We start from the raw sequence: 22,177 nt of genomic DNA, 5'->3' as shown, positions 1-22,177 counted from the left end.
GTTGCGGTCACGCTAGGCCGCCTGACGGTCGGGTCGCACTTCGGGTCGCCAGCGTGCGGGCGTGCTGCAGCGTGGAGACAAGCGCGAGGGTGGATTCGGCTCCTTGGTTCAGATTAGGACCATCTGCCGTTAATCCGTCATAACATCCACCGGTTAGGGGGTCGTACATGACTGTCTGAACGTCGTTATCGCCGAGAAACCAGGCGATAGCCCGGAAAAGAGGCTCTTCCCAGCGGTCGTCGCCGGTCACGGCCAGGGCCGCGGCGCAGGCGTCGGCGGTCGCGGCCGCCTCGATCGGCTGCTGGTCGAAGCGGTGTTTCGGCACCCCGGAGCGCCACCCGCCGACCGGCACCGTGGAGAGGTGTCCGGCGTTGTCCTGTTCGCGGCAGAGCCAGGCCAGCATCCGCAACCCGGACCGCAGCAGCGGCTCGTCGCCGAGCAGGTCGCCGGCCGCGATCACCACCTCGGCCATGGTCGGGTTGGCGTAGGTGAGCTCGGCGGTCGGCCACACCCAGCCGGGGTCGGGGCCGGGCACCCCGACGGCCGCGGCCGCGTCGGCGAGCAGCGCGGACGCATCGGTGTCGTGCGGATCGGAACGCAGGACCTCGGCCGCGCCCAATCCGGCGTACGCCATCGCCCTCGGCCAAGGGGAGCGTTGCCGCGTCCCGGACCGGAACGCGCCGGCGGCCTCGCGCCGGATCCACGGCACGGTGGATCGCGTCGCGGCCGTGCCCAGCCCCCACATCGCGCGTCCCCACCAGTCGCCGAGGCCGGGCTCGTCGGCCCAGCGTCGGTCGAAGCTCATCCGGTTGCGAAAGGCGCCGTCCGGCCCCTGCGCATGGGTGAGGAACGCCAGGTAGCGCTCGGCCAGCCCGACCACCTGCGCGGTGGGCCGCGGCTCCCGGCTGGCGATCAGCAGGCCGCGGCCGACGTCGTCGACGCAGTAGCCGTGCTCACGCCGCACGATCGCGTTGCGGGCGTGCTCGAGCAGCCCGGTGTCGTCGGAGAGCCGGGCCACGTGGTTCCAGTTGGGTGCGGGTGCGTCGGTGAGCTGGATGGGTGGCGGCACCAGCCGCAAGCCAACGCTCATGCCGGGACGGAGGCGGGGACGGGGCCGGCGAGCGGCGTGCGGTCGGCGAGCAGGCGGCCGGCGAGGTTCTGGTATCGGGCGGCGACGGCGGGCCAGCGCAGCGTGGGGCCGCCGGCGAGGCCGGTGAGCCGCCCGGCGATGCCGGGTTCGGCGAGCAGGTGCCGGATGGCCGAGGCCATCGCCTCCGGGTCCTGATGGGGTACGAGCAGGCCGGGCCCGTCGGCGAGCAACTCGACCGCGTGCGGGAACTCGGTCGCCACCACCGGCACGCCGGCCCCGACCGCCTCGATGAGCACCCCGGAGGTGACCTGTTCGGTCGAGTCGTAGGGCAGCACCACCACGTCGGCCGAGCGGATCAGCCGGGACAGCTCGGCCTGGTCGAGGTAGACGTCGAGCCAGCGAACCGCGTCGGTCACCCCGAGCGAACCGCCGAGAGCTTTCAACGAGTCCCGGTACGCGTCCCCGAACTGCTCGAGCACCTTCGGGTGGGTGCGGCCGGCGACGGTGTACGCCGGTGCCGGGTCGAGGTCGCCGAGCAGGGCGAGTGACCGCAGCGCCCATTCGATGCCCTTGCCCGGCCCGAGCAGCCCCCAGGTGAGCAGGTGCGGCCGGTCGTGGTCGGCGCGTGGGGTGGTGTCGTGGCTGCCGGCGCCGTGCGGGATCACCGAGATCTTGCGCGGGTCGATGTCGTAGCCGGTGTTGAGCCGCTGCCGGGCGGTGTCGGTCATGGTGACGACGGCGTCGGCGGTGGCGGCGATGCGTTCGAGGACCCGCCGCTGGAGCGGGTCGGGGTGGCTGAGCACGGTGTGCAGCACGACGATCGACGGGACCTTCAGGGCCCGCAGCAGCGGCAGCACCTCGGATCCGGCGTCCCCCGGATAGATCCCGTACTCGTGCTGGAGGATCGCCACGTCGTACCGGTTGAGGGCGTTGGCCGCCGACACCCAGCCGCCGGGATTGTCGGTGTGCCAGGTGTGCACGACGCGTGGCGCGTTTCGCTCGAGTTCGATTCCGCCGCTGCTGCTGTCGCTGGCGAGAAGCCGTACCACTCCGGCACCAGAGTTGGTATTGAGCTGGGTCGCGAGTGCCGCATTGAATGTCGCCAAACCGCATTGTGTGGGCGGGTATGTGCTCAGAAAGCCGTAGGTGGCGGGCATGACAGGCCTTTCTAGTTCCGCGGCTGCCTCCCCGCAGCACGACTACTGCACGTGCGCTGGCGTCAATGCGACGCGGGAAATTGCTCCGCTTGTCGTGCAATTCACAATCGCACGTTAACAAGAGCAGACTATTCAGCTGACGATTTTGCGGTAAATCGCCAAGTAGTCGTCGACCATGCGGTCGGCGGCGAACCTTTCCCGGGCCCGGGCCGCGCATCCCGCGCGATCCAGCGAAGCGATCGACGCAACCGCGGCGACCGCTTCGTCCACGTCCGAGACCAGGCGTCCGGTCACGCCCTCGTCGACCACTTCCGGCATCGAACCTTTCCGGTACGCGATGACCGGCGTCCCGCACGCCATGGATTCGACGACCGAGAGGCCGAACGGCTCGGCGAACCGGATCGGGTGCAACAGCGCCGCCCCGGACCCGAGAATGCGCCCGCGGTCGGCGGGCCCGACCGAACCGAGGTAGATCACCCGGTCGCCGTCGATGTGCGGTTCGACCGCGCGGGCGAAGAACTCGGCGTCCTGCACGATCCCGCACATGATGAGTCGCCGGCCGGCGCGGCGGGCGATCTCGATGGCCAGATCGGTGCCCTTGTCCGGATGAATCCGCCCGAAGGCAATGAGATCGCTACCAAAAGGGGAGAAGGGCAGCCCGGACAGATCGATGCCGTGGTAGACCGTGCCGGCGTAGGACAGGTCGGGGGAGCGGTCGGCGTCCGAGATCGAGACGTAGTGCGATCGGGCCCGCTGGTAGGCGGGCAGGATGTTCGCCCCGGAGAAACCGTGGATCGTGGTCACCAGCGGCGCCGCGCAGTGCTGGGAGAAGGCCAGCGGCAGCCAGTCGAGGTGGTTGTGCACCAGGTCGAACTCGCCCGACCGGGCCAGCGCGTGCGAGACGTGCAGCGCTTCCCAGACCCGGCCGTCAAGATCCGGCGATTCGGCGTAGCCGGTGGGGATGACCCCGTCGAGGGTGGCCGTGGTGATCGAGTCGAGGGTGGCGAAGAGAGTCACGTCGATGCCGCGCGCGACCAACCCTTCGGCGAGCAGGCTGGTGATCAGTTCCCATGGCCCGTAGTGCAGTGGTGGCGTACGCCAGGCGATCGGCCCCAGTAGTGCAACTTTCATGACAAATACCGCATTTTTTCAGTTAACACCCGCTTAGTATGCCCAGCCGACAAGACCGGCGTTCTCGTGTTAGAGAAGACGCATGACGGATCTGTGGTGGAAAAGTGCGGTGGTTTACCAGATCTACCCGCGCAGCTTCGCGGACGCCGACGGCGACGGCATGGGTGACCTGCGCGGCATCATCGACCATCTGGACCATCTGGCCGAGCTCGGCGTCGACGTGATCTGGCTGTCCCCGATCCACCGGTCGCCGCAGGACGACAACGGCTACGACATCAGCGACTACCAGGACATCGATCCGCTCTTCGGCGACCTGGCCACCTTCGACGAACTCATGAAGGGGGTCCACGACCGCGGGATGAAGCTGATCATGGACCTGGTGGTGAACCACAGCTCGGACGAGCACGCCTGGTTCCAGGAGAGCCGGTCGAGCCGGGACAACCCGAAGCGCGACTGGTATTGGTGGCGGCCGGGCCGCGAGGGCATGGAGCCGGGCACGCCCGGCGCCGAGCCGACCAACTGGGGCTCCGCGTTCGGCGGGCCGGCCTGGGAGTTCGACCAGAAGACCGGCGAGTACTACATGCACCTGTTCTCGCCGAAGCAGCCCGACCTCAACTGGGAGAACCCCGAGGTCCGGCAGGCGGTGTACGCGATGATGCGCTGGTGGCTGGACCGGGGCGTGGACGGCTTCCGGATGGACGTCATCAACATGATCTCCAAGGTCCTCCCGCTGGCCGACGGCCGTCTCACCGCCGGGCAGGCGTACGCGGACGGGTCGGCCGGCTACATCAACGGGCCGCGTAACCACGAGTTCCTGCACGAGATGTACGAGCAGGTCTTCGCCGGTCGCGACGGCCTGCTGACCGTGGGCGAGATGCCGGGCGTGACGGTGGACGAGGCGATCCTCTTCACCGGGCAGGAGCGCCAGGAGGTCGACATGGTCTTCCAGTTCGACCACGTCTGGGCCGACCGTGGCGGCGACCCGTGGCGGGTCTTCCCGCTGCAGCTGACCGTCCTGAAGGGGATCTTCGGCCGGTGGCAGGCGGGGCTGGCCGAGGAGGGCTGGAACAGCCTCTACTGGAACAACCACGACCAGCCGCGGGTGGTCTCCCGCTACGGCGACGACAGCCCCGAGTTCCGCGCGGCGTCGGCCAAGATGCTCGGCACCGTGCTGCACCTGCACCGCGGCACGCCCTACGTCTACCAGGGCGAAGAGCTCGGCATGACCAACTACCCGTTCCAGTCGATCACCGACTTCCGGGACATCGAGGCGCTCGGCCAGTTCCGGCAGGCCACCGAGATCGAGGGTCGCGAGCCGGCGGACGTGCTGACCGTGCTGCGCGCCCGCGGCCGGGACAACGCGCGCACCCCGATGCAGTGGGACGACTCGGCCAACGGCGGTTTCAGCACGACCACGCCGTGGCTCGCGGCCAACCCGAACTACCCGCAGATCAACGCGAAGGCCGAGCGGGCCGACCCGGATTCGGTCTTCCACTACTACCGGCAGCTGATCGCGCTGCGGCACAGCGAGCCGGCCGTGGTCGACGGCGACTTCACCATGCTGCTGCCGAACGACGAGCGGCTCTACGCCTACACCCGGAAGCTCGGTGGCACCGAGCTGCTGGTGATCGGGAACTTCACCGGCGAGACGATCGAGGCCGAGATCGACGGCTGGGACGGCGCCGAGCTGGTGCTGAGCAACCTGCCGGCGAACGGCCTCACGATGGCGCCGTGGCAGGCGGTGGTCCTGCGAAGGACGCGATGAAGGGTTCGAGACCGTCGAGCAGGCGGGCCAGGCCGAACTCGAACAGCTGACTCAGGTCGAAGTCGAACTGCTGCGCGGTCAGCTCGCGGAAGTGCGGCATCGTGGCGAGCAGCGGAGTGAACCGGTCCGCCTGCGTCTCGATCCACTCGTCGTTGGTGATGCCGCTGTCCCGGATCGCCTCCGCCTCCGGCTCCAGGCCGCTGGCGATCCCGCGGACGAACGTGAAGATCAGGACCTGGATGTACATCCGGTCGGGCAGCGGCGTCGCGGTGCCGTCGAACGCGGCCATCACCCATTCGCTGAGCCGGATCGCGTTCGGCGCCACCTGTGGCCGGGTGATCGACATCGTCGGCGCCAGCCACGGGTGGCGCTGGAACGCCGCCCACTCGAGCCGCGCGACCAGCTCGATGCTCGCTCGCCAGCCGCGCGGGTGCGGCGCCGGCAGCGGCACCTCGCCGAGCGCCGCGTCGATCATCGCCAGGATCAGCTCCTCGCGGCCGGGCAGGTGCCGGTAGAGCGACATGGTGGCGACGCCGAGCGTGCTCGCGATCCGGCGCATGGTCAGCTCGGCCATGCCGTCGCGGTCGGCGATCTCGATGGCCGCGGCCACGATCCTCGCGGCGGTCAGCTCGGGGTCGCGGCGCGGCGCCGGCCCGGCCACCACCGTGCCGACCCCGGGCCGGGCGATGGTCAGCCCCTCCTCCTGCAGCGCCGCGTGCGCCTTGGTGGCGGTGGCGATCGCGACCCCCCACGTGCGGACCAGCGCCCGCGCGGACGGGACCCGGTCGCCGGGCCGCAGCTCACCCGACTCGATCCGGCTGCGAATGTCCTGCGCGATCTGCCGATATGGGGCGTCCAACCTAGTACACCTCCCGCTGTGGACTGCACCGTACTAGTACAGATTGCCAGCTTAGAACGCCGTGCCTACCCTGGCTAGTACATCGATATACAGAGTACGCAGGAGGCGGGGAAAATGCGGGTTCTGATCTCCGGGGCGGGGATTGCCGGGCCGGCGCTGGCGCACTGGCTGCACCGGGCCGGCGCCGACGTGACGGTGGTGGAGAAGGCGCCGGAGCCGCGCCCGGGCGGCCACGCGGTGGACGTGCGCGGGGTGGCCAAGGACGTGGTCGAGAAGATGGGCATCCGCGAGGCGATCCGGGCCAGGCAGATCGACGACCGGGGCTTCGCGATGGTCGACGAGCGCGGCCGGCGGATCCTCGAGATGCCGGCCGACATGTTCGGCGGCGAGGGCATCGTCGCCGAGATCGAGATCGCCCGGGGCGACCTGGCGACCATCCTCTACGACGCTACCGCGGCCCGCGTCGACTACCGCTTCGGCGACCGGATCGTGGCGATCGACGGGGCGGACGTCACCTTCGCGAGCGGTGGCACCGAGCGCTTCGACGTGATCGCCGGCGCCGACGGCGTACGGTCCGGGGTCCGGAAGATCGCGTTCGGACCGCACGAGGACTACGTCCGCCCGCTCGGCGGCTACGCCTCCTACTTCACCGTGCCGGATCCCGGCGACCTCGGCAACTGGTCGGCCATGTTCAACACCACCGGCGGCCGGGCGGTCCTGGTCCGGCCCGAGGCCGGCGGCACCGCGAAGGCCAGCCTCAGCTTCCGGTCACCGGCGTTCTACGACCGGATCGGCCGCGACGAGCAGATCCGGGTGCTGACCGAGCGGTTCACCGGCGTCGGCTGGCGGGTCCCGGCGCTGCTCGCGGAGCTGCCGGCGGCGAACGACCTCTACTTCGACGAGGTCAGTCAGGTGCACGTGGCCACATGGGCGCGCGGGCGGGTGGTGCTGCTCGGCGACGCCGGTTACTGCGGCTCACCGCTGGCCGGCATGGGCACCAGCATGAGCCTGGTCGGCGCGTACGTGCTCGGCGGCGAGCTGGCGTCGGCGCGGACCCCGGAGGAGGCGTTCGCCGCCTACCAGGAGCGGATGGCCGGCTACGTCGCGCAGGGCACGCAGCTGCCGCCGGGCGGGATGGCGATGGCCGCGCCGAAGAGCCGGCTGATGATCCGGGCGCGGGCGATGTCGATGCGGATGATGTTCCGCTGGCCGATGAAGCAGGTCCTCGCCAAGCAGTTCAGCAAGGCCGACGCGATCACCCTGAGTGACTACGCGCCGAGCCCCGCTCACTTCAGGTAGACCAACCCGTCCAGCACGACACCCGGGCGTCCGGGCGTGCCCTCCACTTCCACCCGTACGGTGTGCTCCTCGCTCGTCGGCCATGAGCGTGCCCAGACCGCCTGGCGGTAGAGCGTCCGTGGTGATCCCAGGTCGATGGTGCCCTGGTCGTCGCCGTCGACGAAGACCCGCATCCGGCCGGACTGGGCGGCCCGGCTCACCGCGATCGCCGCCGAGCTTCCGGTGAAGGTCCAGGAGGCGGTCGATCCGGCGGCGGTGGCGCCGAGCGCCACCCCGCCGAGATAGCCGGGGTTACGCAGCGTGCGCCACGATCCGCTACGTTCCGACGCGGCCTCCGAGACGACTACGGGGGTACGGGTGACCGAGCCGTCCACGGTGTTGCCGGCCCGGTCCGCGGCCCGCAGCGCGAAGGTGACCGGCCGGCCGGGCGCGAGGGTGCCGTTCCGGCTGTGCGCGGTGGTGCCGAGGTCGATCGTGGACGGCGCGGTCATCGCCACCGCGGCCACGCCGTTCACGTCGTCGGCGGTCCACTGCAGCTGGATCGGCACCGAGCCGTCGAGCGAGCCGGTCCGCAGCGCGAGGGTCGGCCCGGCGGTGAACTCGGGGGCGACCGCGTCCGAGATGACCGTGGCGCCGACCATCTTCACCTTGCCGGACAGGTGCTCGGCCTTGATCGTGACGACGTGCCCGCCGGGCGGCAGGCGCAGCGTGGTGGTGCGGTGGGTGCCCGGCGTGGCGACGGCGAGCTCGCCATCGACGTACATCTCGAAGCGGTTGATCAGGGAACTGGGGGTGGTGACGTTCCAGAGCGGGCGGATCAGGCCCTTGGTGTAGAGGGTGGTGCCGTAGAGCGTGGCGCCGGGCATCCGCAGGTAGCGCAGGCCGGTCGGGCCCGCGCCGGCGATCGCCCGGATCGCCGGGAGCTGCCGGTAGAGGCTGTCGCCGGGGCAGGCGGTGCGGCCGGCGTCGCGGTGCCCGGAGATCCGCCAGAGCATGGCCCGGGCCCCGGCCGCGTAGCGCGGCCCGCCGCCGGAGGTCAGAACGACCTTGCCGTCCGGCGGGTTGCCGGCCGCGCCCAGCTTGTAGGCGGCGACGGTGGCGATCGCGGTCTGCACGGTCGCCGAGACGCCGGTGCGGTCGAACGTGCCGATCACCGCGATCGCGCTGCTGTTGGAGTTGAAGCCCATGGTGTGCGCGCCGAGCACCGATCGGTTCACGCCGCCGCCGCGGCCCTCGAAGATCCGGCCGCACTTGTCGACCAGGAAGTTGTAGCCGATGTCGTCCCAGCCCTTGGTGCGCACCTGATAGGCCTGGATGCCGCGGACGATCGCGGCCGAGTCGGCGCAGCTGTAGCCGTTGCCGGTGGCCGTGTGGTGCACGAAGAACGCCTGGATCGGCCCGGTGTAGGTGGGCGCGGCCCGGACGATGGTCTCGTTGGCGTGCCACCCGGCCCGGGTGACCATCCGCGGCACCGGCCGGACCGGAAGCGGAACGTCGGCCGAGGCGGACTCGGCGCGCCGGGAGATCGGCTCCGGGGTTCCGGCTCCGGGGTTGATCAGGTCGACCCGCAGCCCGGCCGGCAGCGCGCGCCGGCTCCCGCTGATCCGGGCCTCGACCGCGTCCGAGGCGCCGACCCAGATCGGGTCGCTGGCGCCGCGGCGGTCGCCGGGTGCGCTGCCGTCCGCCTCCAGGGCCGACCACGACGTCCACCGGCGGGTGCCGGCGACGCGGGTCCGCACCTGGATCGTGCCGTCGACGGCCGCCGCCGGGTCGGCCCAGCTGACCCCGAGCAGGCTGAACGGCCTGGTGATGCGCCCGTGGACGGCGTCCGGGAACGCGATCGACTGCAGCGCCGGGTCGGCCGGCGCGGCGGATGCCGGCGGGACCGGGGCCGCGACGATGGCGGCGAGGAAAAGGGCGGCGCGGAGCTTCGTCCGATTCCGGTGCACGTGTACCCCCGTGGTAGATCGGCCACCGAACACGTTGCCGTCTCACGTATCGCCAGTCCCGGGAATCGCCAACTATGCCGAAATTTCGCAGGTATCAAACCGGTATAAAAGCGGTAAAACGCTGACGCGAGGGACTTGCGTCACAACGGTTAAGAACCCGGTCCGGTGGCCGATGGATGGGGAGTGACCAGAGCTGACGTGATCGCCGAGGGGTCCGCGCCGTTGCGTGCTCGCTGGGCCTGGGTGCACGTCGCGGTCGGCTTGGTGCTGGTCACGATCTACTGCGCCGGACCGGTCTGGGTGCAGGCCCCGGCCATGGTCCTGGCGATGCTCACCGGCATGGCGTCGCTCTACGTGGGGCCCAACCGCAATCTCGCGCGGTCCGACCGGCGCCCGTTCCAGATGATCCGGGTCGCCGGCTGGCTCTTCATCGTGGCCACCGCGATCCGGGCGGCCGTGCCGAGCACGATGAACACGCCGCCGACGGCCGTCGCGCTCATCCCCAACTCGTTCATCGTCCCGGCGTACCTCTGCCTGGGTTATGCGTTCCTGGTGATGCTGCGCCGGCGGCGCGCCGACGACGATGACCCGGCCCGGGTCGACGCGGTCCTGGTCGGGCTCGCCGCCGCGTTCGTGACCTGGACGTTCGTCATCTCCCCGGCGGTCCAGTCGTCGAATCTGTCCGGCTATCAGGTCCTCGACGCGCTGTTCCCGATCATCGACGTGGTCATCCTGATCCTGGTCGCGCAGCTCATGCTGGCCGGCGGCGTGCAGCAGGCCGCGCTCTGGCTGATGATCACCGCGGCCGCCTGCATGTTCGTCGGCGACCTGCTGTTCAGCCTGCGCGACGCCCAGCTGATCGACATCTCCCCGACGCCGAGCAATGCGGCGTTCCTGCTGATGTTCGTGCTGATCCCGGCGTCGGCGCTGCACCCGTCTACCCGGACGCTGGTCCAGCCGCAGAAGATCGTCGTCCGGGACATGAGCCGGCTGCGGATGACCGTGATCGGCCTGGTCGTGGTGGTGCCCACCATCGTCACGTCGCTGATGCCGCTCGGTTCGCTGTTCAACGACCTGATCCGGGCCGGCCTGTGCGCGATGATCGTGCTCAGCGTGCTCGGCCGGGTGGTGCGCTCCAACAACTCCCGGGTCAAGGCCGAGCGGATGACCCGGCGGCGGGCCACCCACGATGCCCTCACCGACCTGCCCAACCGGGAGATGCTCTCCGAGACGGTGGCCGCGTGGGCCGACCGAGCCACCGGCGAGCACCTCGAGATCAGCCTGCTCTTCATCGACCTCGACCGGTTCAAGATGATCAACGACCACTGGGGGCCGGAGGTCGGCGACGAGCTGCTGTGCGCGGTGGCCGGCCGGCTCGGCGAGCAGGTCCGGGCCCAGGACGTGGTGGCCCGGATCGGCGGCGACGAGTTCGTGATCGCCCTGGCCAGCGCGTCCCACCTGCGGCTCGCCGAATCGCTCGCCGACCGGTTGCTGGACGAGTTCGCCAAGCCGTTCACGCTCTCGGTCGGCGAGGTGGTCGTGTCGGCGTCGATCGGCGTGGCCAAGTCGACCGGCGGGGCGCACGCGCTCGAGCTGATCCGCGACGCCGACACCGCCATGTACAAGGCCAAGGGGTCGGGGCGCAACGCGTACGCGCTGTTCGACACGTCGCTGCGCGAGCAGGTCCGCGACCGGGTCAAGCTGGAGCAGGCGCTGCGCGGCGCGCTCGAACGCGGCGAGTTGGCCGTGCACTTCCAGCCGATCGTCGACATCGCCGCGGACGAGCTGGACGGCTTCGAGGCGCTGATGCGCTGGAACTCGCCCGAGCTCGGGTTCGTCTCGCCGGTCGAGTTCATCCCGATCGCCGAGGAGACCGGCATGATCGTGGAGATGGGCGCCTGGATGCTGCGCGAGTCGGTGCAGCAGCTCCAGCAGTGGCTCGACGTACGCGGCCCGGACGCCCGCCCGCTGCACGTCTCGGTCAACGTGGCGGTCCGCCAGCTGCGCGACGGCTCGCTGGTCACGCTGGTCGACGACGTGCTGCGCGACACCGGCCTGCCGCCGCAGGCGCTCTGGCTGGAGATCACCGAGTCCGGCGTGATGGAGGACATCGAGGCCGCGCTGCTGACCCTGAACGCGCTGCACTCGCTGGGCGTCACGCTCTGCATCGACGACTTCGGCACCGGCTACTCGTCGCTCAGCTATCTGCACCGGCTCCCGGTCGGCATCGTGAAGATCGACCGCTCGTTCATCAACGACGTCGGCGAGACCGGCACCAACGAGCCGATCGTCCGGGCCGTGCTGGCCATGACCCACGCGATGGGCCACCGGGTGGTCGCCGAGGGCGTGGAGACCGAACTGCAGCGCAACTGGCTCCGCGACCAGGGCTGCGACCTGGTGCAGGGCTGGTTCTACGGCAAGGCCGAGCGGCCGGAGAACCTCACGAGCTGGATCGAGCGCCCGGTCGCGGCCTGATCGCCTGCTCGACCAGTCCGCTGATGGTCCAGTCGGCGATCCGCTCGAAGGACGTCTCGCGACCCGGTCCGCCGGCCGCCAGCGCCGCCGCCAGCTGGGGGAACTCGCCGCTCGCCACCGCCGCCGTGATCAGCTCGACCTGCTCCTCGGTCGGGGTGGCGGCCGCCTGCTCGTTGGTGACGTAGGACGCGACGAAGCCGGTGATCAGGGCGATCAGCTCCATCTTGGTCGGGCCGTCCAGGCCGGTCGGCGCGAGCGCGGCCAGGCCCCGCTCCAGGTAGTCGAGCATGTTGCGGCCGGTCAGGCGCCGGTTGGGCAGGGCGGCCGGGAGCCACGGGTGCGCGCGCATCAGAGTGCGCTGGGCGGCGGCGAGCGCCATCAGATCCGTACGCCAATCGCCGGTGATCTTGGTTTTTTCCATCGAGGCGCCCACTCGGTCGACCATCAGGTCCAGCAGGCGGTCCTTGTCCGGGACGTAGGTGTAGAGCGACATCGCGCCCGCCCCGATCTCGGTGGCGATCCGGCGCATCGAGACCGCGGCCAGCCCCTCCGTGTCGGCGAGCCGGATCGCCGCGTCCACGACCTGGTCACGGGTGTGCGCCGGCGGACGTCCGCGAGCCATCGAAACCTCCTGCTACTATTTTCAGTACACCGTACGAGAAAGGTGCCCGTCATGCAGCGACTGCCACTCTTCCTCCGGATCCTTCGGCGCCGCACCCGCAAGGGCCCGCCCGCACGTTACGACGTCCAGTGGCAATCCGGCGTCGCGGTGCCCGCCGCCGACGGCGTGCCGCTGATGACCGACCACTACGCACCGGTCACCGGCGATCCGTGCCCGACCGTGATGGTGCGCGCCCCGTATGTGCGCATCGGATTCCCCTTCAACTACCTCTACGGCGCGCTCTTCGCCGAACAGGGCTTCCACGTGATCCTGCAGAGCAGTCGCGGCACCGGCGGGTCCGGCGGCGAGTTCGACCCCTGGCAGGGCGAGCGCGAGGACAGCCTGGCCACCGTCGCCTGGCTGCGCGAGCAGGAGTGGTTCAGCGGCGAGCTCTACACGATCGGCGCGAGCTACATGGCGTTCACGCAATGGGCCCTGGCCGGTGATCCGCCGCCGGAGTGGCGCGGCGCCGTCATGCAGGTCGGCCACACCGACCCGCACGACTTCTTCTGGCGCGGCGGCGCCTTCGGGCTCGAGCGGGCGCTGGTCGGCGGGGTCGGCCTGTTCACCCAGGCGATGACCGGCAAGGACTACTTCTTGGCGGTCCTGCGGCTGCAGCGGCATCTCAAGCGGGCCGTCCGCGGCGTACCGCTCCTGGACGTGTATCCGCAGGTCTACGGGGGCCGGCGGCCGATCCTGGAGCAGTGGCTCGAGCACCCGGAGCCGGAGTTCTGGCACGCGAGCGATCTCACCCCGCTCGCCGACAAACTCGCCGTCCCGGTCAGCCTCAGCACCGGCTGGTGGGACCTGTCCCCCGAGCAGGTGATCGAGCACTATGTCCGGTTGCGTGCGGCCGGCCACGAGCCCGACCTGCTGATCGGTCCGTGGACGCACACGTCGGCGCTGGAGGACGGCTGGGCCGAGCTGTTCGCTCAGGCGATGCGGCGGCTGCGCGGCGAGCCGTCGCCCTATCGGGTGCGGGTCTTCGTGGGCGGCGCCGGCGAGTGGCGCGACCTGCCCTCCTGGCCACCGCCGGAAATCCGGGAGGAGCGGTGGTTCCTCGGCGAGGGCACGCTGGGGCTTGCGGAGGGTACGGGTTCAACCAGTTTCCGGTACGACCCGACCGACCCGACCCCGGCCATCGGCGGCGCGTTGCAGTCTCCGACCCAGGGTCAGCGCGACCAGGCCGAGCTGGAGAAACGCTCCGATGTGGTGACCTTCACCGGCCCGGTGCTCTCCTCCCCGCTGGAGATCATCGGCGCGGTGCGGGCCGAGTTCGACGCCTCCACCACCGCGGTGAGCGGTGACCTCTTCGCCCGGCTCTGCGACGTCGATCCGGCCGGCAAGTCGGTCAACATCTGCGACGGGCTGACCCGCTCCGCCGAGGCCGGCCGGGTCGTCGTCGAGATGGGCCCGGCCGGGCACCGCTTCCGGCCCGGCCACCGGATCCGGCTGCAGGTCAGCGGCGGCGCCCACCCGCGTTTCCTGCGCAACTACGGCACCGGCGAACCGCCCGGCCGGGCCACCCGAATGGTCGCCACCGACACCACGGTCCAGCACACGTCGACTTTGGTATTGCCGGTGGTTTAGCCGCCTCGGTCGGTGGGGTAATGCGTCGCCGCTACCCCACCGATCGAGGAGAAACAATGTCCATTCAGGGAATCTTTTATCTGATCGCGGTAATCCTGATCGTGCTCGCGGCGCTGCCGATCGGCACCCGCGGTATCAGCCTCGCGCTGCTCGGCGCGGCCTTCGCCCTGCTCGCCTTCTCCTGGGACACGATCACCGCCTAGGACTCGACGGTCAGTACGACCTTGCCGCGGCCGTGCCGGGACTCGACCACCCGGTGCGCCGCGACCACGTCGGACAGCGGAAAGGCCCGCACCGGCATGACGACCCGGGCGGCCACCACCTCGGCCAGCCGTTTCGGGTCGCGGCCGGCGCGCACCACCTTGGTGCCGTGCTCGGCTGCGGCCTTGTCGTCCACGATCGTGCCGACCCGAACGGGTGCGATCCCGAGCGCCACCGATTGCCCGATCGCGATTCCACCGGCGGCGTCCAGCGCGACGGTCGGCGTTTCCCCGGTTGCTCTGATTTCGTCGAGAAGCCCGTCGCCGTACGCCACCGGAATGGCACCCAGCTGCCGCAGATAGTCGTGATTGGCCGGGCTCGCCGTCCCGATCACGGTGGCCCCTTTGGCTCGGGCAAGCTGCACCGCGATGGTGCCCACGCTGCCGGCCGCGGCATGAACCAACAGCACGTCACCGCCGGTCACCGCCAATGCGGCGAGCGCGCCGGTCGCCGTCTGCGACGCCGCGACCAGCGCGGCCGCATCCGGGAAAGCCAGGCGATCCGGTTTTCGCACCACAGTGGGTACGGATACGCAGAGCAGTTCCGCGTAGCCGTTGAGCATGGTCGACCCCAGCACGGCATCGCCGATCTCGATGCCCTCGGTGCCCGCCCCCAGCCGATCGACCACCCCCGCGTACTCCTGGCCGATCTGCTGCGGAAACTGCACCTTCGCCCAGGTCATCGCGCCCCGGCGCAGCCCGACGTCGAACGGCTGGACCCCCGCCGCCCGCACCCGGACCCGCACCTCACCGGGCCCCGGCTCCGGATCCGGCAGGTCGGCGAGGCGCAGAACATCGGGCGGACCGAAGCGATCGAAAACCACGGCTCTCATGCCGACGATTCTGCGAGTTGAAGTGAGGTTGAGGTCAACCGTATTCTTTGCCCTCGCCGATCTTGGGGGAGTACCGATGTACGAGCAGCCGTGGAACGCTCAGCCGCAACAGCCGGGGAGTGGCATCGCGCTGACGACCAAGTACCATCCCTTGGCGTTCATGCTGGGCCTGTTCAAGCCGGTCATCGAGATCAACGGCCAGCGCGTCGGCAACACGTGGAGCCGCCAGATCATCCCGCTGGCGCCCGGCCAGTACCTGCTGCACGTCCACGTGCCGTACCTGTGGCCGCTGGGCCCGGCCGACCTGCCGGTCAACATCTACCCCGGGCAGACGCTGGAGCTGGAATACCGGGCCCCGATGATCGCCTTCATCCGCGGCGCCCTGGGCGCACCCCCGCAGAAGTGGCCGGGCCTGGTCGCCACGATCATCCTGTTCGCGATCGTCGGCATCCTGTTCCTGTGCATCTGCGGCGGCATCATCGTCGGCATCGTGGCCGACTCCGGCAACAGCAGCGGCACCTACACCCTCCCGGCCCTGACCCAGCTCGCCGCCCTCCTGCGCTAGGCGAAAGCCGTGGCGACAACTCGTGGCGGGCAGCGTCGAAGAGTTTCCTCCGGGCCTGTCACGGCGCCGCTGGGATGGCCGGTAGCGCCCGCATGATGTGCTGGTGCGGTGACTCCCGATGAACTGGTCGGCGCGGCCATCGACGTCGCCGAGGAGGGCATGGCCCGGGGTGAGCTGCCGATCGGTGCCGTGGTGGAGATGGGTGGCCGGATCATCGCGCGGGCCTGGACCCAGGACGTTTCGCGGGGCCGCCGGCTGGTGCACGTCGATCTGCTGGCGATGATCGCGGCCGACGAGCAGCTCGGCCGGCGACCGCGGGAGGATCCGCTGCGCCTGGCCGTCAACCTGGAGCCCTGCGTGATGTGCCTGGGCGCGGCGATGGCCCTCGAGGTCACCGACGTCTACTACGGCCTCGCATCCCCGGCGGACGGCGGCTCGGCCCTGGTCGCGAACTGGCCGGTCAGTGCCGACCTGCCCTGGTACCGGCCGCCTGCACTGACGGCCGGCGTCCGCGCGGCCGAGGTCCGCGACCAGTTCCGCCGATACTGTGTGTCCGCTCCCGACTCCGGCTTCCGGGATTGGGCACGCACCCTGGTGGACTGAGCGCGGCGGCCGTCCGCCGGATTGATGGCCGTGTTCGCCGGTTCGGTTGCTTGCGGCGGTCGATTCCCCTGATGAGGCGCAGGGTCCCGACGACGGCGTGTAGGGCACAGCCTGATCGAGGCGGTGTTCGGGAGCGCGGTGCCACAGCGCCGGCGTCCTCGTCTCTGCGGCCTGGCTTGATCGCGGCGAGTGGGTGATTCTCCGAAGGCCAGGAATGGCCGTACGGCGCAGGGCAGGCTGACCTTGTCGGACGTGTCTGCCGGTTGCTGCCGGCGATATCCGGGCTCGTCGGTTCACGGCCGCACTCTTGAGTAAAAAACTTCACTACTAGACCATTCACTGCTAGATGCTTCATCGAATAAGTGTTAGCGTCGTTTCATGCCCGCAGACATGCTGGGCAGCCGGGAGAGGAGGGGTCATGGAGCAGTGGCAGGCAGGCTGGACGCAGGCCGTCGTGGACGTGCACGACTTCGGAACCTCATTCGTTGACGTCACTGTCCGGGCGCGTGTGGTGACGGCTCTGGGCGGAGATCATGTCCGGCTGGCACTGAGCAACCGGTTCGGCAAGGCTCCGCTGGTCATCGGCTCTTGCGCGGTCGGTGTCGGCGCGAATGGTGCGGCGGCGCTGTTCGCCGGGCAGGCCGAGGCCACGATCCCGGCCGGGCAGACCCGGCACACCGACCCGGTGGCTCTTCACGTGCAGCGCGGCGACCAGGTGCAAGTCGATCTTTTTCTCCCTGCGGAGACGTTGCCGGCGACGGGGAATTTCGCACGGATGCCGGTGCAGGTATCCGCCCCGGGCGATCACGCCGGGGCCCTGCAGTTCCCGGCGATCGAAACGCCGACGATCCCCGCGCCAGATGGCACTGCGATGGCGATTCCCCTGCCATTCCTGCACAGCGTGGAGGTGTGCGGGCAGCCTGCCGCGGCGGTCCTGGTGTGCCTGGGTGACTCGATCACCGCCGGCGGGTGGCCAGAGGCCGCCGCCGAACTACTAGCGGGCCGGGTCGAGGTATCCATCCTCAACCGCGGCATCGCCGGCAATCGACTGCGTGTCGACCCCGACCCGGCGATCGCGTCCTTCGGTCTCTCGGGTCTGTCCCGCTTCGACGACGACGTGCTCGCCACTGCCGGAGTCACCGACGTCGTCATCGCGCTCGGCACCAATGACCTGGGCCTTCCCGGTCAGGTCGCCCCCACCGACGAGCTACCGACGGCGCAGCAGCTGATCGACGCCTACCAGCGGCTCATCGCGCAGGCCACTGCGGCCGGATTGAGAACGACGATCGCGACCATCACCCCGTTCATGGGCGCCGAGGGATACGACCACGGCCGCGAACAGACCCGCACCGCCGTCAACGCGTGGATCAGGACCTCGGCTCCCAGCGTCGTCGACTTCGACGAAGCGGTGCGCTCGGCCTCGCACTCCGATCGGTTGTCCCCGGAGTTCGACTCGGGGGATCACCTGCACCCCAACGAGGCCGGCGAAGCCCGCCTGGCGCAGGTCATGGCAGACCTGGTCGCCCGCCGTCACAGCGTCGCCGCCGGGTAGGCCCACGCAATCGCGCGATCACCACAAACCTGCCCCGCACCAGGCGGTGGTCACGGACACCAGCACCACCACCACGGTCAAAGGAGAATCTGATGCACCAGAAGCAGCCCGGCATGGTCCTCAAGTTCAAGGCGAAGCCCGGCAAGGGCGACGAGCTGTTCGATCTCTGCAACGAATTGCACTTCAACGAAGACCCGGACGGCCCGGTCGACTGGGTACTCGCCCGATCCGACGAGGACCCCGACGTCATGTGGGCGTTCGAGTTCTACCGCGACGACGAGTCCTTCCAACGGCACTACTCCAACCCCGCCATGGACGCCGGACACCAGCGGGTCTTCGACCTGGTCGCCGACGGCGCGGAGGAGTGGGGCGTGCGCGAGTCGGTTCACATCGCCTACTCCAGCTGACGGTCGAACCACCAACCCCGATCACGCACACCGCAACCGGAGACGGGCCGGAGCACCCTCCGTGTACAGATCCAGACCCAGTTCGTCACCGCAACTCGCTGACCGACGACGCCGCCGCACCATGCCGCGACCGGTTGGCCCACCCCGACATCGCGTCGATAGGATCGGCGTCGGGCCCGACCGGTCCGGGTCCGACGCTGCCGCCCGCCGGAACAAGGCGTGAAGGCGCACCGACGGGCTCTCGGGAGCGAGCGGCGTGCTGGTACAACACCACGGTCGGCGGCGTCGCTGGACACCGCCACAGCAGAACTGCCGACGAGGGCCAACAGCAATCATGGACAACGAACGCGATCGAAGTTTCGAACTGATGCGGCGGATCGTCACCGCACAATCGCGAGCAGGCGAGAAGTGGATCCGCGATCGCGACATCAGCCTCGAGCAAGCTTTCGTCCTCGGCTACTTACGCGACCACCCCGGATCGATCCAGCGAGAAATCGCAAACCAGGTAAACAGGGGTGAAGCCAATGTGTCCAGCATGCTGCAAAAACTTGAGAAGCGACACCTCGTCGAGCGGCGACTTCAAGAGGGCAACGACCGCATCAAACGGGTCTACGCCACCGAAGCCGGAATAGCCCTGATCGACGGACTCGGCACCGCGATGGCAGCAGTCGACGAGGACATCCTCGCCCCGATCAGCCAGGAGGAACGAGAAGTCCTCACGGCCACGCTCGACAAGATCGCGGCACAACTCCCACACCATCGGAAATGACGAAGGACGGTCGGGCCGGAGTCGGCAGAGCGATTCCGACCCTCACTATCTGACGTTGCCGGCAAAATGCTCCACGAAGGTGCGTGCCGGGAGCGGCGCGCGGCCGATGACCTTTTCCAAGGTCGGGCCGGTGGCCGCGAACTCGCCTCGGCGGGCGGCTCGGAACATGCCCAGGGTGAAGTCGGCGAAGTGCGGCGGCAGGCCGGAGGCGGCCTTCCACTCCTCGTCGCCGAGCACCACCCGGGTGACCGGGCGGCCGGTCACCTCGCTGAGGATGCTCGCCACCTCGGCGAAGTCGGCCGTGGCGGGAGCGGTCAGCGGCGCGGTGACGCCGTCCAGCAGGCCCTCCGAGGTCAGCGCGGCCGCGGCCGCCGCGGCCAGGTCCGGGTGGGCGGTCCAGGACACCGGGCCGTCCTCGGGCAGGGCCAGCGTTCCGGACTCCAGGGCCGGGGTCAGGTAGAAGCCGAGCGTGCTCACGTAGAAACCGTTGCGCAGGGCGGTGAACGGGACGCCTGTCTCGGCCAGATAGTCCTCGGTGGCCGCGTGTACCCGCATCGGGCCGAACTCCGACTCGGGTGATGCGCCCTGGTGGCTCGTGTAGAGGATGCGGCGGGCGCCGGCCTCGCGGGCGGCGTCGACGGCGGCCCGGTTGGCGGCGACCGCCGCGTCGAAGCCGGGGATCGACGCCGAGATGATCAGAGCCTGGTCGGCGCCCTCGAAGACGGCGGCCAGCGACGCCGGGTCGGTGAAGTCCCCGGCGCGGACGCGCACCCCGCGGGCGGCCAGGTCGGCGGCCTTGCCGGGGTCGCGGACGCTCACCCCCAGCTCGGCCGGGGGGACGACGGTGAGCAGCTGGTCGACGATCTGCGTGCCGAGCTTGCCGGTGGCGCCGGTAACGATGATCACGGGATCTCCTTAACGTTGGTAACACCGTGACGTTAGCACTGATTTTCCAGCGATACGCAAGGGCTGTTATCGTCGTTACATGGATGAGGTGCGGGCCGCGATCGTCGCGGCGGCCGGTCGGCTGCTGCGCGAAGAGGGTGCTGCGGCGGTCACCACGCGGGCGGTCTCGCAGGCCGCGGGAGTGCAGCCGCCGACGATCTACCGGCTGTTCGGGGACAAGGACGGGCTGCTCGACGCGGTGGCCGAGGACGCGATGGGCACCTACGTCGACGGGAAGTCGATCGACGACGGGCTGGATCCGGTCGCCGACCTCCGGAACGGCTGGCGCCACCACCTCGCGTTCGGGCTCGCCAACCCGGACCTCTTTCTGCTGCTCAGCGAGCCTCGGCGCAGCGGATCGCCGGCCGTGGCGGCCGGCACCGAGGTGCTGCGCAAGCGGGTGCACCGGCTGGCCGCGACGGGCCGGCTCCGAGTCGACGAGCAGCGCGCGGTCGACATGATCCATGCGGCCGGGACCGGGGCGGTGCTCGCGATCATGACCGGCGCCGCGGACGGGCTGGGGGAGGCGATGTTCGACGCCGTCGCCGCGGCGATCCTCACCGACCGGCCCGCCCTGCCCGCCGACGACACCCGGACCGTCGCCGTGGCGTTCGCGGCGGTCGTCGACGACCTGCCGGCGCTGAGTACGGCGGAACGGGCTCTGCTGACCGAGTGGCTCGACAAGGCGATCAAAGACCGGAGCTGAGCGGCAACTCGGTCAAGGAGCGGATGCGGTGCGGCTCGTCGTGCGGTCCCTCGTCCCGGCGGTCGAGGTGCACGGCCCGCAGGCCGGCCGCCCGGGCGGCGAGGACGTCGAGGTCGTGGCGGTCGCCGACGCTCAGCACCAACTCCGGTGACAGGCCCCATCGCGCGCAGGCGCCCAGGAACGCGGCCGGGTCGGGCTTGGCCGCGCCCACGTCCTCGACCGTGAACACCGGGCCCACCCGGCCGGTCAAGCCGGTGCGGGCCAGCTTGTGGTGCTGCTGCTCGACCGAGCCGTTGGTCAGCACGGCCACCGACAGGCCGGCGGCGGCGATCGCGGCCAGGGCAGCGTCCACATCCGGGAACGCCCGCCACGCCGACTCGTACGCCGCCAGGTATCCCCCGAAGATCTCGTCCAGGTCTTCCTCGGCGTACCCGATCCCGATGAGCGGAAGGAACTCGCGGAGCCGGCGCCGCCGCTGCTCGCCGAAGGTCACGGTGCGCGCGCGCCAGGCCTCCATGTGCCGTTCTTGAATCTCGTCCCAAAGGGACAAAAGCTCCGGACTGAAGCGTACGCCGATGGCCGGCAACCAGCCGCGCAGCGCGTCGGCCGTCGCCGCCTCCTGGTCGACCAGGGTGTTGTCGAGATCGAGAAGTACGCCGCGTAGCACCCGGCCAGCCTACGGGCGGGCACGCAGCCGGCGGAGCATGCGGGCGTCGGTGAAGCCGACCGCGTGGGCGGCGGCCTCGACCGTGCTGCCGTGGCCGATCAGGTATTCGGCGCGCTCGACCCGCAGCACCTGCTGGTAGCGCAGCGGGGTGCGTCCGGTCGCCGCGGTGAACAGCCTGGTCAGGGTGCGTTCGCTGACGCCGGCCGCGGTGGCCAGGTCGGTCAGCGGCAGCGGCGCGGCGAAATCGGCGTCGATCCGGTCCTGCACGCGGTGCACCACATCGGACAGGTGGGCGCGGTGCCGCAGCATCGCGCTCGCCTGCTGTTCGTCGCCGTTACGCCGGGCATACACCACCATCTCGCGGGCGACACGCGCCGCGGCCGCGGGGCCGTGCCGCAGCGCCACCAGGTGCAGGGCCAGGTCGATGCCGCTGGCGATCCCGGCCGAGGTCACCACCCGGTCGTCACTGACGTAGAGGACGTCGCGCACCACGGTCGCCGCCGGATAGCTGCGGGCCAGACGGTCCTGCAGGTCGTGGTGGGTGGTGCAGCGGCGGCCGTCGAGCAGGCCGGCCCGGCCCAGCGCGTCCGCGCCGGCGCAGACGCTGGCCACCGTGCCGCCGGCCGCGTGGTGGGCGGCGAGCCGCTGCAACGTGGCGGAAGCGAACGCTCCGTAACCGCTGCGCCAGCCCGGCACCAGCACCAGGTCATCAGGGGTCAGCTCCGGCCAGTCACGGTCGGCGTGCAGGGCCACCCCCTGCCAGGTCGGCACGGGCGTGGCCTCCGCGACATACGCCAACTCGTAGCCGTCGGCGGTGCCGAACACCTGCGCCGGCCCGGCCAGGTCGAGCAGATGCACCTGCGGGGTCAGCACGAACACCACCCGGCTCACGAT

Annotated in this window: 21 protein-coding genes; 11 read left to right on the top strand and 10 right to left on the bottom strand. The window is 70.3% G+C overall.

Annotated elements, in window-relative coordinates; genetic code table 11:
- Window positions 1-7: 7 nt before the first annotated feature.
- The 3 genes from Adu01nite_RS17295 to Adu01nite_RS17285 all read right to left on the bottom strand — a co-directional run bounded on the left by Adu01nite_RS17295 (window position 8) and on the right by Adu01nite_RS17285 (window position 3,378).
- A complete protein-coding gene (locus Adu01nite_RS17295; RefSeq protein WP_203727902.1) occupies window positions 8-1,090 on the bottom strand; it encodes a glycosyltransferase in 1,083 nt (360 codons plus the stop codon).
- Entirely contained in the window at window positions 1,087-2,247 is a 1,161-nt protein-coding gene (locus Adu01nite_RS17290) for a glycosyltransferase (RefSeq protein WP_203727901.1), read from the bottom strand. The genes Adu01nite_RS17295 and Adu01nite_RS17290 overlap by 4 nt, the downstream gene beginning before the upstream one ends.
- Window positions 2,248-2,379: 132 nt before the next feature.
- A complete protein-coding gene (locus tag Adu01nite_RS17285) occupies window positions 2,380-3,378 on the bottom strand; it encodes a glycosyltransferase family 4 protein (protein WP_203727900.1) in 999 nt (332 codons plus the stop codon).
- Window positions 3,379-3,460: 82 nt separating this feature from the next.
- On the opposite strand from Adu01nite_RS17285, the gene Adu01nite_RS17280 reads away from it, so the two are divergent.
- Complete coding sequence (locus Adu01nite_RS17280) at window positions 3,461-5,143, top strand: glycoside hydrolase family 13 protein (protein ID WP_203727899.1); 1,683 nt, start codon at window positions 3,461-3,463, stop codon at window positions 5,141-5,143.
- Here Adu01nite_RS17280 and Adu01nite_RS17275 read toward each other — a convergent pair.
- Window positions 5,097-6,002 (bottom strand): GntR family transcriptional regulator, encoded by a 906-nt coding sequence (locus Adu01nite_RS17275; protein WP_203727898.1) that lies wholly within the window; start codon window positions 6,000-6,002, stop codon window positions 5,097-5,099. The two genes, Adu01nite_RS17280 and Adu01nite_RS17275, sit on opposite strands and share 47 nt — an antisense overlap.
- 114 nt (window positions 6,003-6,116) lie before the next feature.
- Here Adu01nite_RS17275 and Adu01nite_RS17270 point away from each other — a divergent pair, with 114 nt between their 5' ends.
- Window positions 6,117-7,301: an FAD-dependent monooxygenase gene (locus Adu01nite_RS17270; protein WP_203727897.1), complete on the top strand. Its 1,185-nt coding sequence runs from the start codon at window positions 6,117-6,119 to the stop codon at window positions 7,299-7,301.
- Here the strand turns inward: Adu01nite_RS17270 and Adu01nite_RS17265 are convergent.
- Entirely contained in the window at window positions 7,289-9,250 is a 1,962-nt protein-coding gene (locus tag Adu01nite_RS17265) for an N-acetylmuramoyl-L-alanine amidase (protein WP_203727896.1), read from the bottom strand. The genes Adu01nite_RS17270 and Adu01nite_RS17265 overlap by 13 nt on opposite strands.
- Before the next feature lie 183 nt (window positions 9,251-9,433).
- Here Adu01nite_RS17265 and Adu01nite_RS17260 point away from each other — a divergent pair, with 183 nt between their 5' ends.
- Window positions 9,434-11,725, top strand: coding sequence for a putative bifunctional diguanylate cyclase/phosphodiesterase (locus tag Adu01nite_RS17260; protein WP_239132475.1), 2,292 nt, complete (start codon window positions 9,434-9,436; stop codon window positions 11,723-11,725).
- On the opposite strand, the gene Adu01nite_RS17255 is transcribed toward Adu01nite_RS17260, so the two are convergent.
- Window positions 11,691-12,347 carry a TetR/AcrR family transcriptional regulator gene (locus Adu01nite_RS17255; protein WP_203727895.1) on the bottom strand — a complete coding sequence of 219 codons (657 nt, stop codon included), beginning with the start codon at window positions 12,345-12,347 and terminating at the stop codon, window positions 11,691-11,693. The two genes, Adu01nite_RS17260 and Adu01nite_RS17255, sit on opposite strands and share 35 nt — an antisense overlap.
- Before the next feature lie 51 nt (window positions 12,348-12,398).
- Here Adu01nite_RS17255 and Adu01nite_RS17250 point away from each other — a divergent pair, with 51 nt between their 5' ends.
- Complete coding sequence (locus Adu01nite_RS17250) at window positions 12,399-13,976, top strand: CocE/NonD family hydrolase (RefSeq protein WP_203727894.1); 1,578 nt, start codon at window positions 12,399-12,401, stop codon at window positions 13,974-13,976.
- A gap of 56 nt (window positions 13,977-14,032) precedes the next feature.
- The gene (locus Adu01nite_RS17245; RefSeq protein ID WP_203727893.1) at window positions 14,033-14,179 is read left to right on the top strand and encodes a hypothetical protein; all 147 of its coding nucleotides are present in this window, start codon (window positions 14,033-14,035) and stop codon (window positions 14,177-14,179) included.
- On the opposite strand, the gene Adu01nite_RS17240 is transcribed toward Adu01nite_RS17245, so the two are convergent.
- On the bottom strand, window positions 14,176-15,069 hold the full coding sequence (locus Adu01nite_RS17240) for an NADP-dependent oxidoreductase (RefSeq protein WP_203727892.1): 894 nt from the start codon (window positions 15,067-15,069) through the stop codon (window positions 14,176-14,178). The genes Adu01nite_RS17245 and Adu01nite_RS17240 overlap by 4 nt on opposite strands.
- Window positions 15,070-15,145: 76 nt before the next feature.
- Between Adu01nite_RS17240 and Adu01nite_RS17235 the strand changes: the two genes are divergently transcribed.
- The 5 genes from Adu01nite_RS17235 to Adu01nite_RS17215 all read left to right on the top strand — a co-directional run bounded on the left by Adu01nite_RS17235 (window position 15,146) and on the right by Adu01nite_RS17215 (window position 18,965).
- Window positions 15,146-15,634 carry a hypothetical protein gene (locus tag Adu01nite_RS17235; protein WP_203727891.1) on the top strand — a complete coding sequence of 163 codons (489 nt, stop codon included), beginning with the start codon at window positions 15,146-15,148 and terminating at the stop codon, window positions 15,632-15,634.
- Between the two features lie 108 nt (window positions 15,635-15,742).
- Entirely contained in the window at window positions 15,743-16,237 is a 495-nt protein-coding gene (locus Adu01nite_RS17230; RefSeq protein WP_203727890.1) for a deaminase, read from the top strand.
- Between the two features lie 418 nt (window positions 16,238-16,655).
- Window positions 16,656-17,789, top strand: a complete 1,134-nt coding sequence (locus Adu01nite_RS17225) for a GDSL-type esterase/lipase family protein (RefSeq protein WP_203727889.1) — start codon at window positions 16,656-16,658, stop codon at window positions 17,787-17,789.
- Window positions 17,790-17,881: 92 nt separating this feature from the next.
- Window positions 17,882-18,196 carry a putative quinol monooxygenase gene (locus tag Adu01nite_RS17220; RefSeq protein ID WP_203727888.1) on the top strand — a complete coding sequence of 105 codons (315 nt, stop codon included), beginning with the start codon at window positions 17,882-17,884 and terminating at the stop codon, window positions 18,194-18,196.
- A 334-nt stretch (window positions 18,197-18,530) separates the two neighbouring features.
- On the top strand, window positions 18,531-18,965 hold the full coding sequence (locus Adu01nite_RS17215; protein ID WP_203727887.1) for a MarR family winged helix-turn-helix transcriptional regulator: 435 nt from the start codon (window positions 18,531-18,533) through the stop codon (window positions 18,963-18,965).
- Between the two features lie 45 nt (window positions 18,966-19,010).
- On the opposite strand, the gene Adu01nite_RS17210 is transcribed toward Adu01nite_RS17215, so the two are convergent.
- Window positions 19,011-19,871 (bottom strand): NAD(P)H-binding protein, encoded by an 861-nt coding sequence (locus Adu01nite_RS17210; protein ID WP_203727886.1) that lies wholly within the window; start codon window positions 19,869-19,871, stop codon window positions 19,011-19,013.
- A gap of 79 nt (window positions 19,872-19,950) precedes the next feature.
- Here Adu01nite_RS17210 and Adu01nite_RS17205 point away from each other — a divergent pair, with 79 nt between their 5' ends.
- Complete coding sequence (locus tag Adu01nite_RS17205; protein ID WP_203727885.1) at window positions 19,951-20,616, top strand: TetR/AcrR family transcriptional regulator; 666 nt, start codon at window positions 19,951-19,953, stop codon at window positions 20,614-20,616.
- On the opposite strand, the gene Adu01nite_RS17200 is transcribed toward Adu01nite_RS17205, so the two are convergent.
- Both Adu01nite_RS17200 and Adu01nite_RS17195 read right to left on the bottom strand, forming a co-directional pair.
- A complete protein-coding gene (locus tag Adu01nite_RS17200; protein WP_203727884.1) occupies window positions 20,600-21,283 on the bottom strand; it encodes an HAD family hydrolase in 684 nt (227 codons plus the stop codon). The two genes, Adu01nite_RS17205 and Adu01nite_RS17200, sit on opposite strands and share 17 nt — an antisense overlap.
- Window positions 21,284-21,292: 9 nt before the next feature.
- Window positions 21,293-22,174, bottom strand: a complete 882-nt coding sequence (locus tag Adu01nite_RS17195) for a GlxA family transcriptional regulator (RefSeq protein ID WP_203727883.1) — start codon at window positions 22,172-22,174, stop codon at window positions 21,293-21,295.
- Window positions 22,175-22,177 lie beyond the last annotated feature (3 nt).

This window comes from Paractinoplanes durhamensis, from assembly GCF_016862175.1.
GTDB lineage: Bacteria > Actinomycetota > Actinomycetes > Mycobacteriales > Micromonosporaceae > Actinoplanes > Actinoplanes durhamensis.
Note: the sequence above shows the minus strand (reverse complement) of the source record. Positions and strands in the feature narration are given on the sequence as shown.

Coding starts and splice junctions, on each gene's coding strand:
- Adu01nite_RS17205 (WP_203727885.1), top strand. CDS start 19,951: ATGGATGAGGTGCGGGCCGCGATCGTCGCGGCGGCCGGTCGGCTGCTG.
- Adu01nite_RS17255 (WP_203727895.1), bottom strand. CDS start 12,347: ATGGCTCGCGGACGTCCGCCGGCGCACACCCGTGACCAGGTCGTGGAC.
- Adu01nite_RS17280 (WP_203727899.1), top strand. CDS start 3,461: ATGACGGATCTGTGGTGGAAAAGTGCGGTGGTTTACCAGATCTACCCG.
- Adu01nite_RS17215 (WP_203727887.1), top strand. CDS start 18,531: ATGGACAACGAACGCGATCGAAGTTTCGAACTGATGCGGCGGATCGTC.
- Adu01nite_RS17245 (WP_203727893.1), top strand. CDS start 14,033: ATGTCCATTCAGGGAATCTTTTATCTGATCGCGGTAATCCTGATCGTG.
- Adu01nite_RS17220 (WP_203727888.1), top strand. CDS start 17,882: ATGCACCAGAAGCAGCCCGGCATGGTCCTCAAGTTCAAGGCGAAGCCC.
- Adu01nite_RS17250 (WP_203727894.1), top strand. CDS start 12,399: ATGCAGCGACTGCCACTCTTCCTCCGGATCCTTCGGCGCCGCACCCGC.
- Adu01nite_RS17270 (WP_203727897.1), top strand. CDS start 6,117: ATGCGGGTTCTGATCTCCGGGGCGGGGATTGCCGGGCCGGCGCTGGCG.
- Adu01nite_RS17285 (WP_203727900.1), bottom strand. CDS start 3,378: ATGAAAGTTGCACTACTGGGGCCGATCGCCTGGCGTACGCCACCACTG.
- Adu01nite_RS17240 (WP_203727892.1), bottom strand. CDS start 15,069: ATGAGAGCCGTGGTTTTCGATCGCTTCGGTCCGCCCGATGTTCTGCGC.
- Adu01nite_RS17235 (WP_203727891.1), top strand. CDS start 15,146: ATGTACGAGCAGCCGTGGAACGCTCAGCCGCAACAGCCGGGGAGTGGC.
- Adu01nite_RS17295 (WP_203727902.1), bottom strand. CDS start 1,090: ATGAGCGTTGGCTTGCGGCTGGTGCCGCCACCCATCCAGCTCACCGAC.
- Adu01nite_RS17290 (WP_203727901.1), bottom strand. CDS start 2,247: ATGCCCGCCACCTACGGCTTTCTGAGCACATACCCGCCCACACAATGC.
- Adu01nite_RS17225 (WP_203727889.1), top strand. CDS start 16,656: ATGGAGCAGTGGCAGGCAGGCTGGACGCAGGCCGTCGTGGACGTGCAC.